This is a genomic window from Promicromonospora iranensis (assembly GCF_028994775.1).
Lineage (GTDB): Bacteria > Actinomycetota > Actinomycetes > Actinomycetales > Cellulomonadaceae > Promicromonospora > Promicromonospora iranensis_A.
Window position 1 is genome coordinate 105,039 of record NZ_JAJQMN010000009.1, and the last position, 12,358, is coordinate 117,396.

Consider the following 12,358-nt stretch of genomic DNA (forward strand, 5'->3'; position numbering starts at 1 on the left):
GCGGACCGTGACGATGGAGACGAAGCCTGTCCGCGCTGGGCGCGAGACCGGAACCGACGAGGAGACACGATGAGTGCGAAGCGACGCGGGCTCGGGCGGGGCCTGGGCGCCCTGATCCCGACGGGTCCTGAGCTGGACGAACAGGGTCCCGGAACAGGACTGGGCGAGTCCGACGGCGCCGACAACGCACTGGGCGGATCAGTGGCGACCGTGGTCGAGGAGCGCCCATCGCCTGCGCTCGAGGCGACGGACGAGGTCCCGGTCGGCACCGTCCCGGTCGGCACCGTCGCCGCCGATCCGTCGGCGGAGAAGAAGACCAGCAAGAACAACGGGCCTCGGCCGAGCACGGTGAAGTGGGACTCGGCGATCGCGAGTGGCCGGCTCTCGGTCGCGAACGAGGCGGCGGAGGGTGGTGGCGCCTCGGCACTGGACGACACGTTCTTCAGCCGGGAGCAGGATGGCGCGGCCTCGGTTTCACGTGAAACAGCAGAACTTCTTCCGGTGCCGGGCGCGCGTTTCGCCGAGCTCCCCGTCACTGCGATCCGCCCGAACACCTGGCAGCCGCGCACGGTTTTCGACGAGGGGGACCTCGACGAGCTGGTCGAGTCGATCCGGGAGATCGGCGTACTCCAGCCGATCGTTGTTCGTCCCGACAAGGAGAACCCGGGTGAGTACGAACTCATCATGGGTGAGCGGCGTTGGCGCGCGACCCAGGCGGCCGAGCTCGCGACGATCCCGGCGATCGTGCGTGACACCGACGACGGTGACATGCTTCGCGACGCGCTGCTGGAGAACCTGCACCGGTCGGACCTGAACCCGCTGGAAGAGGCCGCCGCCTACCGGCAGCTCCTCGACGACTTCGGCTGCACGCACGAGGAGCTCGCGAACCGGATCGCGCGCAGCCGTCCGCAGATCTCGAACACGCTGCGCCTCCTGCGCCTGCCCCCGCTGGTGCAGCGCCGTGTCGCCGCGGGCGTGCTCTCGGCAGGCCACGCTCGCGCGCTGCTCGGACTGAGCGACGGGGCGGAGATCGAGCGACTCGCTCAGCGAATCGTGTCGGAGGGTCTCTCGGTGCGTGCGACCGAGGAGATCGTCATGCTGACCGAGTCGGACGGTGCCACTGGCAAGGCGCGCAAGGCGCCGCGAGCGGGAACCCGCAGCGAGGCGGTGGACGAGCTGGCCACCCGCCTCTCCGACCGGTTCGAGACCCGGGTCAAGGTGGCGCTCGGCAAGACGAAGGGCCGCATGACCGTGGAGTTTGCCTCGGTTGAGGATCTCAACCGGATCCTCAATGTCATGGCTCCCGACGAGCGCGGGCTCCTGAAGCCGCCCACCGACTCCTGACGCGCTGAGACGCCGGCGCCGAAGACTCGGCGGCGGCGCATGAACGGCTCTGGGCCGGCATCCTCACCAGGGAAGCCGGCCCAGAGCCGTTCATACGCGGCGGTAGCTGGTGCTACCGCGCCCGAGCAAGGGCGGTGTCCACGATGGTGCGGTACAGCGGAGCGAGGTCACGGCCGCTCGCCGCGACGGCCTGCGGGAGGAGCGACATCTCCGTCATGCCCGGCGCCACGTTGACCTCCAGGATGTGGGCGGTACCCGAGGCATCGAGGATCAGGTCGGTGCGCGAGAGGTGACGCAGGTGCAGGGCCTCGTGAGCGCGCACGGCAGCGTCCGACACCTGGGCCGCCTGGTCCGCCGTGAGGCGGGCGGGAGCGAAGAACTCGGTCTCTCCGGCGACGTAGCGGGCCGCATAGTCGTAACCGCCGTCGGCCACGATCTCCACGGCGGGCAGCGCCTCCGGTCCTCGAGGTCCGTCGATCACGCTGATGGCCAGCTCGACCCCGGTGATTGCGCGCTCGATGAGGGCGGTCTCGCCGTAGGCGAAGCACTCCACCATCGCGCGCGGCAGATCCTCGGCGCGGCTCACTATCGTGACGCCTAGTGCAGATCCACCCTCGGTCGGCTTCACGACGAGGGGGAGGCCGAGGTGCCGCACTATCGTGTCGAGCACCGGCTGCGCGCCGAGATCCCGGAAGAGGCTCTGGGGGAGTGTCACGTAGTCAGGCGTGGCGAGGCCGGCGTCGAGCAGAGCGGCCTTCGAGATCGGCTTGTTCCAGACGACGCGGCTGGCGCGCGGGCCGGAGCCCACGTACGGCAGACCGACCATGTCCAGCACATCGCGCACCGAGCCGTCCTCGCCGGAGGCGCCGTGCAGCAGGGGCCAGACCACGTCGGGTCCGGTCTCACGCAGGAACGTCAGGAGGTCGGCGTCGACGTCGTGCAGCACGACCTCCAGGCCGGTGGAGCGCAGTGCCTCGGCGACCCGCCGGCCTGACCGCAGGGACACGTCACGCTCGTGCGACAGCCCGCCGGCGAGGACGGCCACCAGCGGAGTCCGCCCTGCGGCGTCGGGCAGGGGTGGGACTGCGGGCGAGCCCGCCGGCGCATCGGGCGACGTCGGTGCGGAGGGGGTGGAGGCGGAACTGGGCATCGAGAGACTCACTCGGTAGTGATCAACGGGTCAGCTGTCATCGTGCCAGACGGCGACACACCGGGTGACCTGCGCGCCCGACCTGAGTGCCGAGGGTCACGCCAGGTCGGGCGCGGGGCCTTCGACGTCGTCCGTGTCGGGGTCGGGCTGTGCCGAGGTGCCGAAGATCTGCACCAGCTCGGACTCGCCGTTCACGACGCCGGCGAGCCGGCGCACGCCCTCACGGATCCGTTCTGGTGTGGGGAAGCAGAACGACAGGCGCATGTGGTCGGAGCCGCTGCCGTCGTAGTAGAAAGCGGTGCCGGGCACGTACGCCACGCGCGCGGTGACTGCGCGGGGGAGCATCGCACGCGCGTCGAGGCCGTCGGGCAGCCGCACCCACACGAAGAACCCACCCTTGGGCACGTTCCACGACGCGCTCGGTAGATGTTCACCCAGCGCACCCACCAGCGCGTCGCGTCGCTCGCGGTACAGCTCGCGGTAGGCCTTGATCTGCGCCTTCCAGTCGCACGTCTCAAGGTAAGTCGCCACGGCGAGCTGCGAGGCGTTCGACGGCGACAGGACCGCCGACTCGCTCGCCAGTACGAGCTTGTCCCGTACGGCATGCGGTGCGATCACGAAGCCGACGCGGTAGCCGGGGGCGAACGTCTTGGAGAACGAGCCGAGGTACAGCACCCCGTCCGTGTCGTAGGAGCGGAGCGCGGGCATCGGCTCCTCGTCAAAGCCGAGCAGGCCGTACGGGTTGTCCTCGACGACGAGGACGCCGTGCCGACGGCAGATCTCGAGCACCTGCGGGCGGCGCTCGGCGGACAGCGAGACACCTGCGGGGTTCTGGAAGGTCGGGACCGTGTACACGAACTTCACGCGTCGACCGGCTGCCGCGAGGCGCGTGAGGGCCGCGTCGAGCTCCGCGGGGACGAGCCCGTCGGTGTCGAGCGGCACCTGGACGACGTCGGCCTGGTATGACCTGAAGACGCCGAGCGCTCCGACGTACGACGGCGCCTCGGCGATCACCACGTCACCGGGATCCACGAAGATGCGGGTCACCAGGTCGAGTGCGGACTGTGATCCGGTGGTGACGACCACGTCGTCAGGATGGGCGGAGACACCCTCGAGGGCGACGACCTGGGTGATGTGCTCGCGCAGGCTCTCCTCGCCCTGACCGGAGCCGTACTGGAGGGCGGTGGTTCCCTTGGTGATGATGAGCCGCTGCATGGTCTCGGCGATGACGTCGAGCGGGAGGCCCTCGAGATACGGCATGCCGCCCGCGAGCGAGACCACCTCGGGCCGGTTCGCCACCGAGAACAGTGCCCGGATCTCCGACGCCCGCATGCCGTGTGCCCGTGCCGCGTAGGAGCCGAACCAAGGGTCGAGGCGGTTACCGGCGGTCTCGGGGAGCTCGTTCACGCGGCCCAGTCTCGCATGAGGGGGGTGTGCAGCCCTGTGACCGATCGTGGCGAAACGGTGAGATTACGCGCCTGGGAACGACAAGAGCGCGTGTCCGGAGCCACACCTGGTGACGTCACCAGGTGGACGGACACGCGCTCGTCGTAGCGAGGTGTGCGGATCAGTCGGCGAGGACCGCGTCGATCTCCTCGGTCAGCGCACGCTTCGGACGGGCGCCGATGATCGACTTGACGACCTCACCGCCCTTGTAGACATTGAGCGTCGGGATCGAGACGATGCCGTAGTCCATGGCGGTCTGGCGGTTCTCGTCGGTGTCGATCTTGACGATCTTGATCTTGCCCTCGTACTCGTCCGAGAGCTCCTCGAGGATCGGCGCCACCATGCGGCACGGACCGCACCAGGTGGCCCAGAAGTCGACGAAGACAGGAATGTCAGAGTCGAGAACCTCGGTCTTGAAGGTGTCGTCGGTGACCTTGATGGTGCTCATCCAGCATCTCCTTGTTCGTGGCCCTGAGGGCCGAGAGGGGCGGGTTCGGTGAGAGTCGGCCGGGAGATCAGTCGTTCAGTGAGTCGAGGAACGCCTGGGCGTCCAGCGCCGCGGAGCAGCCCGAGCCGGCGGCCGTGATCGCCTGGCGGTAGGTGTGGTCGACGGCGTCGCCGCAGGCGAAGACGCCGGGGAGGTTCGTGCGGGTGCTGCGGCCCTCGACGAGGATGTAGCCGTTCTCATCCAGGTCGACCTGGCCCTTGACCAGGTCGGTGCGCGGCTCGTGACCGATCGCTACGAACAGGCCGGTCGCTTCCAGGTCCCGGATCTCACCGGTGACCGTGTCGCGCAGGCTGACGCCCGAAACCTTGTTCTCACCGGTGATGCCGGCGACCTCGCTGTTCCACGCGAACTCGATCTTCGGGTCCGCGAGGGCCCGCTCGGCCATGATCTTGGAGGCGCGCAGGTCGTCGCGGCGGTGCACGACGGTGACCTTGGACGCGAACCGGGTGAGGAACGTGGCCTCCTCCATCGCGGAGTCACCACCGCCCACCACTGCGATGTCCTGGTCGCGGAAGAAGAATCCGTCGCAGGTGGCGCACCACGAGACGCCGCGCCCAGAGAGACGCTTCTCGTCAGAGAGGCCCAGCTCCCGATACGCGGAGCCGGTGGCAAGGATGACGGCGCGGGCGCGATAGGTGTCGCCGCCGCCGGTCACGATGGTCTTGACCTCGCCGGTGAGCTCGACCTGCTCGGCGTCGTCCCAGATGACCTGGGCGCCGAACTTCTCGGCCTGCTCACGCATGGCCTCCATCATGTCGGGACCCTGGATCCCGGCGGGGAAGCCGGGGAAGTTCTCCACCTCGGTGGTGTTCATCAGAGCGCCACCGGCAGTGACCGAGCCCGCGATGACGACGGGCGCGAAGCCTGCGCGCGCGGCGTAGATGGCTGCGGTATATCCCGCGGGGCCGGACCCCACGATGACGACGTCGAGCACGGCGGCGTCGGTGTTCCCGGCAGCCGGAGCGGTGGTCTGTTCGGTCAAGGTGTTCTCCTCGAGTTCCATGGGCACACGCCATAACACGCGACCGTGTCCTAGTGTTCCAGGCCAGGTCACCTGGAGCGCGGTGCCGAGCGTGAACCTCACCACAGCACATCGAACTTCTTCGATGGGCCATAGGCCTAGGTGCTCGGACGCGCAGAACGCCGGGGAAACGAACCATCGACATCATGTGTTCGTTCCCACCGGCGTTCTGGATTGCTCATGCTGGCTGACCACGGCGGGTCAGCTCAGCACTACCTCGTTCAGCTCGAGACGGAAGCCGTCCGACACCTGCGGAAGCTCGGTGACCCAGATCGTGAACGAGTCGCTCACGACGGGTTCGGTCAGCTCGAACGTCGTGGTGTTCGAGAAGGTGCCCTCGGCGAGCACCTCGCCGCCCTCGCCGCCCTTGAGGATCTGCACCTTGCCGCCAGGGGTGTTGGTCAGCAGCTCCACCTTGGTGACCGACGCCGGCTCCCGAAGCTTGAGCTCCATGCCGAGCGAGTCCTTGAAACCACCGAAGGCGGCCTGCTGGTAGGTGGTCGTGTAGTAGAACGTCGCCGGGTCGGTGTCGTACGCGAGCTCAACCTTCTCGGGGTGGTCGATGGTCTGACCCTCCCAGTCGAGAGTGCCCAGGAGCGCTGCCGAGTCGATCACCGGACGCGCCTCGGTCTGCGCCGGGGGAGACGGAGGCGCGCTGCCCTCACCCTCCTCACCGGCGCCGCCGGCCGACGACGACACCGTCGGCGTCGGCGAAGCCTCGGCGATCAGGGCCGGCGGGGGCGTGAGCACGGCGTTGATCGCCCAGATCAGGCCCGCCACCACGGCGACACCCACCAGCCCGAGCACGATCGGCGTGGGATTGACGCCACCGCGCTTGGGTGCGGGCTGTGTGGCGAACCCCCCGTCCTGGTCGTAGTGACCGGCGTTGGGGTCGTAGCCACCCGGGGCGTACTGGGGAGGGTACTGCTGAGGTGCGCCCTGCTGCGCGTACTGCGCCTGGTCGTACCCGGGCGGGACCTGCCCGACGGGCTGGCCGAACTGGTCGTAGCCCACGGGCGCAGCGCCACCCGGGGGAGGCGGCGGCACAGGGTTGTGCTCGCCGTAGGTCTGCGGCTCGTAGGTGTACTCGTTCTGCGGCTCGGGATAACCCGCGGGCACATTGCCCGCTCCCATCGCCATCGTCTCGTCGTTGCGTGCGATCCGTCCGGTGACGGGGCGTCGTACGGGCGGTGTGCCCTCGCCGCCGCCGAAAGCGTCGGCGATGGACTGCCGCCGCGGCCCCTCCGGCTCGGGCTGCACAAATCCAGGCAGCGATGCCACTACGGAAACCTCTCCCCACGGCAGGAGAGCCGTGGTCACGTCGTCGGGGTTCATCGGTCCGTCGGTGCTGCCGGGCGCGTTGAACGTCCGGCCCACCAGAGCATCGATGTCGGCGTCCACGTGGGGAACCAGCGTGGACAGCGGCGCCACAGCGCCGGATTCGTCGTGCTGCGCGGGCAGCGGGATCAGGGTGTCCTTAGCGATCCAGTCGGCTTCGAGGTCCTGGCCTGGCCAGCGTGCCGTCATCGCGTAGTAGAGCAGGGCTACCAGACCTTGCGCGTCGAGCTGCGCAGGCTGGACGTTGAGCGTCTCGCCGGAGGCGAGACCGCCGTCGAGCCCCAGGCCGGTGACCCGGACCTGGTGGCCGTCCACCCGTACGGCCTCGGGACGCAGCGCGGTGTGGTGCACACCGCGCGCGTGCGCCACGCTGAGGGCAGAGGCCGCCTCGCCGACGATCGCCCTGGCCTGCTGCTCGTCGACCAGGCCGCTCGAGACGACCTCGGTCAGCGTGGTGCCGGTGTGCGGTTCCGTGACGACATACTTGCGGCCGTCGGCGTCGGACCCGGCGTCGAGGACGCGGACCAGACGGGGATCCGTCACGAGCGCGGCACGGCGGGCGGAGTCCAAGGAGTCGCCGGCATAGGGCCCCGTCACGAGGGTCACACGGACCTCACGGTCCAGGATCAGGTCGTGCGCCTCCCAGGCGGTTGCCGCGGCAAGGTCGGTCGACGCCTGCTGGCTGAGCCTGTATCTCTCGACCAGCACGCTGCCTGGCTCGACGGTGCTCACGCGGACCTCCTCGCTCGCTCGGGGGACAGTAGCAGGTGCGCGACAACAAGGGCCGCGCACCGTCGCCATGCTACGCGGAACCGCCGACAGCCGGTCGAAATGTCGCCTGAACGCAACAAAAGCGCAGATCAACGATCTGCGCTTTTGTCACGGCGGAGCAGGTCAGCGCTTGAGCCGCGCCAGCAGCGGACCGAGCAGGCGGTCGAGCTCCCGCACCCGGAGCAGGCGGAGCAGCAGCACGTAGACGAGGAGCATGACCAGGCCGCAGAGCGCCGACACCCACAGGCCGCTGAGCATGGTCAGCACCCAGCCGTCACCGAACGACAGCGCGTCGAACCCACCGACGAGCTGGTACACGCCCCAGCCGGCGAGGCCGGAGACGACGGCCGCGAGGAGCGTCTTGGCGTGGAGCGTGAGCACCCGGCCCCCGTCGAGCCGCCCGCCGAGCTTGGTCCTGAGGCCGCGCGTGCGCAGGAGCACGGTGATCCAGTTGGACAGGGCGTAGGCGCCGCCGGCGGCGATCACCCAGGTCTCGGCCGGCAGCCAGATCTGCGCCGCGATGAGCCCGCCCACCAGCGTGAGCGTTGACGGGACGGTGATCCAGAAGACGGAGCGGCCGTCCTCGTAGGCGTAGTAGACCCACTTCATGAGGGCCATCGCGCCGAGCGGCACAAGGCCGAACGAGAGCGCGACCAGCACCGGCGCGATGAGGGCGGTGCCCTGCTGGCCCGCCGTCGGGACGATGAACGCCGTGGCGGGTGCGGCCAGGACGGTCAGGGCTGCGGTGGCGAACACCGTGAAGACGCCGATGGTGCGCATACCCAGGGAGAGGTCGTCACGGACGCGGTCCGTGTCGCCCTCCTGCGCGGCCTTGCTGATGCCGGTGAACAGCGCGGTGGCGATGGAGACCGTGACGAGCGAGTGAGGCAGCAGGTAGATCAGCAGCGCCTGCGTGTAGGCGGCGTTGCCGGCGTACTCGACTCCTGGACCACCGGAGACACCTGCCTCGGCCGCGACCCGGGTCAGGTACAGAACGCCCGCCTGCTCGAGGAGCACCGCGGCAAACGTCCACAGGGCGACCGAGCCTGCCGAGCGCAGTCCGATGCCACGCAGCCCGAGGCGGAAGTTCCAGCGGAAACCCGAGCGCAGCAGCGGCACGAGCAGCACCAGCGCCTGCGCCGCGATACCGAGGGTCGCGGTGCCGGCAAGCAGGACCGTGCGCGGGGTGTTCCACTCCGACAGGTCGTTGATGCCGAGCTCGGGCGAGGTGCCGAACACCACGAGGAAGATGCCGAAGCCGATGACGGAGACCACGTTGTTGGCGACCGGCGCCCACATGAACGGCCCGAACTGCTCACGCGCGTTCAGCACCTGGCCCAGCAGCGTGTACAGGCCGTAGAAGAACAGCTGCGGGATGCACCAGTAGGCGAACACGGTGCCCAACGCGAGCTGCTCCGCCGTCCAGCCGTCCGTGTACAGCATCACGACCCACGCGGAGGCGCCGGTGAGGATCGCCGTGATCGCGAGGATGCCGACCGCGGAGACGGTGAGCAGCTTGTCGATCCGCTCCTGTGCGTTGTGCGCACGGAACGCCTTGACGATCTGGGGCACGAGGACGGCGTTCAGCATGCCGCCCGCGAGGATCGCGAACAGCACGTTGGGCAGCTTGTTCGCGACGTCGAACGCGTTCGCGACCGTGCCGGCGGAACCGATGGCGGCCACCAGCATCATGTTGCGGACGAGCCCGCCGAGGCGGGAGGCGGCCGTTCCGGCCGCCATCACTATCGAGTTGCGCCCCAGCCCGCGGGACGGCGGCGCCGCGGCGGGCGTGCCCGGACCGCTGGCAGCCTCCGAGCTGGGGTCCGACGCGGGGTCGGTCGGTGCGGTCACGGCGTTCTCCTGGGTCAAGCGACTACTCCCGTTGTCTGGGGCCTTGCCCGGCACTGTGCGGCCGACGTGTGCGGCGGCCGAAACACTACTCTGCCCGGACGATCACCGGGTCCGTTGCCGGGACGGACATCGCCTCGGGCGCCTCCGCGGACGTCCCGGTCGCCTCCTCGATGTCCTCGCGGGTGGCCCGGTACGGCGAGCGCCCGCGGCGGACGGTGCGCCAGATCCCGGCCAGGAACAGCAGCGCGACGAGGCCTGCCGTGATCCAGGTGCCCACCTCTTCCCAGCCTGCACGGACGCGGACCTGGAACGACGAGTCGTCGGTGATCTTGGCGCCGGTCGGCGTGAGGACCTGCGCGGTGACCTCGACGTCGCCGGAACCGATGGCACGCACCGGCACCTGCACGTCGAGCTCCTGCCCGGCAGGGACGGTCTCCATGACACGGTCGTCGACCGTGAGCCGCGGGTGGTCGGGGCGCAGCACCACGGTCACGGTCGCGTCCACACCGAGCGTGTTGCGCACACGCACGGGGATGTTGCCGACGTCGGTGATGAAGTTGATGTCCTGGCGGGGGACCACCGTCACGGACTGCTGCGTGAGCTCCTCGGTCTCGTCGAGGGCTCGCCGCGCGAGCACGTCACGGATGCCCGGGTCCGCACGCTGTGCGACCGCCAGCGGAGCGGCCAGGCGGGCGACTCCCGGCCGCCAGAGCGGGCCAGGGTTGTCCACGGCGACGGAGGAGAACGTCACGACCGCGTCCCGCGCGCGCTCGAGCGCGGCGACCCGGCCGGCGGAGAGCTCGGCCTTGGCCACGTGGCGGTCCGGGAGAGGCTCGCGCACGACGTCCGGCGCATCCTGTGCGAACACCTGGTCCAGGGTCGTCGTCTCGACCCAGTCGGCGTCGTCGAGCTCCTTCAGGATGGCGGTGGCGGCCTCGGCGTCCGGGGTCCAGGTGCGCGGCATCACCATCGACATCGTCGGCGACTCTTCCGGTGCCTGGCTCACGACGGCCGCCGTCTCAGCGAGGAGGCGTTGCATCCCCTCGGCGGTGGTGGCGGTGGTACCGACAGAATCGGTGTCCGTCGCACTCTCGCTGGTCGTGGCATCCGCCTGCGAAACGTCGGTCGCCGAGAGAAACGCGCGCGTGAGGGCGGAGTCCGTGACGGCGGCGTGCGCCGTGCCCGACGGGGTGGCGACCTCCGCTCGACCGGTCGCCGTGCCGCTCTCCGCGGAGAGTCCACCGCTGACCAGGACGTTCGACCGGTCCGCTGCCACGGCGAGCCCGAGGGTCTCCAGGTCCGGCACCACGCCGTCGGCCGGCCAGGCGAGGCCCGAACGCCAGGTCTCCGGGACCGGCCAGTTACCGAGGCGGGGGGCCTGGAGGAAGCTGCGCGGGCCGGTCGTGCGCACGTTGGCGTGCGCGAGTGCGGCGAGATCGGGGTCGCGGTCGGGAAGCGCGTAGGTGGTCGTGTCGTCCGCGGCGTCGAGCAGCCGTTCGGACCAGGCAGTGAGGGCGGAGTCGTTCGACGCCGCGGCCACGGCCATCACCGCGGGGTCGACGGCGAGCGACAGCTTGCTGTGCTCCGCGACCTCCACCACGCCGTCCAGCCGCTGGCCGGCTGCGGCCAGCTGGGCCAGCTCGATGTCGGACATGCTCTGGTCGGCCGGGTCGGTGGCGGGGCCGGTGACACCGGCGAGGATGCTGAGCTGCATGGGCGCAGGCTCGACGTCGTCGGGGTCCTGGGCGTCGTACAGCAGGAACGAGCGGGCGATACCCAGGCGGCCCGTGACGTCGTCGACGCTGACAGCGAGCCGGCGAGGGCCGAATCCCTGCAGTGCCTCGGCACCCGGGTCATAGGTGAACGAGACGTCCTTGGACGCACCCGGGGCCAGGCGCCCCACCGGCTTGGTGGTGGGCTTGCCGCGGACCGGATCGAGCAGGTCCGCAGAGGCCCACTCAGCGACCTGCGAGCGGGTCGTGAGCGCTGCGTAGTCGACGGTCATGCTGGCGTTCGCGCCGGAGACCACGGTTCCGGTGCCGTTGGTGATCCTGGCCCGGACGGTCACCTCGTCGCCCGGCAGCGCCGTCGGGTGCGAGATGTCGGTGATCGAGATGTCGAGGGCGCCCTGGTCGGGCGGCGCCGCGGGGACCGACGTCGGGACGGTGGCGGTCGCCGGGACGGTGGCTGACCCGACCACCATCACGGCCGCCAGGAGCACGGCGCCGATCATGCCGGTGTGACGGGCCGCCCTGCGGGGGGCGGTGCTGCGGGAGAGGTCGGGGTGCTGCGTCATGGCAGGTCGGGGCGCTCCGTGGGGAAGGCGTCGGCACGCAGCGCGTCCCGGAGGGTCCTCGACGACTCGAGGAGATCCAGGGCGGCGACTGCCAGCCGCTGCTCGTTCGGGTACGACAGGCGCTCGGCGAGCTCGTCAACCCTGACCCAGAGAGCGTCCTCGGCTTCGCCGTCCGGATCGTCCTCCACGGTCAGGCGACCGCCCTCCGCGCGCAAGAGGTAATGGTGCACCACCTTGTGGACTCGCCGGTCCTCACCGGTGAACCAGTAGTCGATCACGCCGAGCTCCGCCTGGATCGAGCCGCGAATACCGGTCTCCTCGCGGATCTCTCGGATCGCAGCCTCCTGCGGCGTCTCCCGACCCTCGAGGTGCCCCTTCGGCAGGCACCATTCCAGGCGTCCGGTGCGGTTCCGGCGCAGCAGCACTGCCGCGCTGAAGTCCTCGGGACGCTCGGACCCGCCCCGCAGCACCAGGCCGCCGGCGGACGTCTCGTCCACGATGGGCAGATGCGCAGGGCTGCTCGCGGCGGCGCGCCGCGCAGGATTCACCCGCAAGGGCGCTCCGCCGGGGGGCGGCGGCACCTCCGGGCGACCGTCAGGACGGTCGCTCGCCGGAACAGGGGTGGACATGCCC

Annotated in this window: 9 protein-coding genes; 1 reads left to right on the forward strand and 8 read right to left on the reverse strand. The window is 70.2% G+C overall.

What is annotated here, in order from left to right:
• Positions 1–69 precede the first annotated feature (69 nt).
• A complete protein-coding gene (locus tag LUU90_RS17810) occupies positions 70–1,344 on the forward strand; it encodes a ParB/RepB/Spo0J family partition protein (protein ID WP_275004990.1) in 1,275 nt (424 codons plus the stop codon).
• Between the two features lie 112 nt (positions 1,345–1,456).
• On the opposite strand, the gene LUU90_RS17815 is transcribed toward LUU90_RS17810, so the two are convergent.
• From LUU90_RS17815 to LUU90_RS17850, 8 genes are all read right to left on the reverse strand, one after another.
• Complete coding sequence (locus LUU90_RS17815; RefSeq protein WP_275004991.1) at positions 1,457–2,494, reverse strand: D-alanine--D-alanine ligase family protein; 1,038 nt, start codon at positions 2,492–2,494, stop codon at positions 1,457–1,459.
• 96 nt (positions 2,495–2,590) lie between these two features.
• A complete protein-coding gene (locus LUU90_RS17820; RefSeq protein ID WP_425596254.1) occupies positions 2,591–3,901 on the reverse strand; it encodes a PLP-dependent aminotransferase family protein in 1,311 nt (436 codons plus the stop codon).
• Between the two features lie 160 nt (positions 3,902–4,061).
• The gene (gene trxA / locus LUU90_RS17825; protein ID WP_275004992.1) at positions 4,062–4,388 is read right to left on the reverse strand and encodes a thioredoxin; all 327 of its coding nucleotides are present in this window, start codon (positions 4,386–4,388) and stop codon (positions 4,062–4,064) included.
• A gap of 67 nt (positions 4,389–4,455) precedes the next feature.
• Positions 4,456–5,430, reverse strand: coding sequence for a thioredoxin-disulfide reductase (gene trxB, locus LUU90_RS17830; RefSeq protein WP_425596255.1), 975 nt, complete (start codon positions 5,428–5,430; stop codon positions 4,456–4,458).
• Positions 5,431–5,670: 240 nt separating this feature from the next.
• Positions 5,671–7,539, reverse strand: coding sequence for a hypothetical protein (locus LUU90_RS17835; protein WP_275004996.1), 1,869 nt, complete (start codon positions 7,537–7,539; stop codon positions 5,671–5,673).
• A 162-nt stretch (positions 7,540–7,701) separates the two neighbouring features.
• Positions 7,702–9,429: a murein biosynthesis integral membrane protein MurJ gene (gene murJ, locus LUU90_RS17840; RefSeq protein WP_275004998.1), complete on the reverse strand. Its 1,728-nt coding sequence runs from the start codon at positions 9,427–9,429 to the stop codon at positions 7,702–7,704.
• 85 nt (positions 9,430–9,514) lie between these two features.
• On the reverse strand, positions 9,515–11,725 hold the full coding sequence (locus tag LUU90_RS17845; RefSeq protein ID WP_275005000.1) for a DUF6049 family protein: 2,211 nt from the start codon (positions 11,723–11,725) through the stop codon (positions 9,515–9,517).
• Positions 11,722–12,354 carry an NUDIX hydrolase gene (locus LUU90_RS17850; protein ID WP_275005001.1) on the reverse strand — a complete coding sequence of 211 codons (633 nt, stop codon included), beginning with the start codon at positions 12,352–12,354 and terminating at the stop codon, positions 11,722–11,724. The genes LUU90_RS17845 and LUU90_RS17850 overlap by 4 nt, the downstream gene beginning before the upstream one ends.
• Positions 12,355–12,358: the final 4 nt, after the last annotated feature.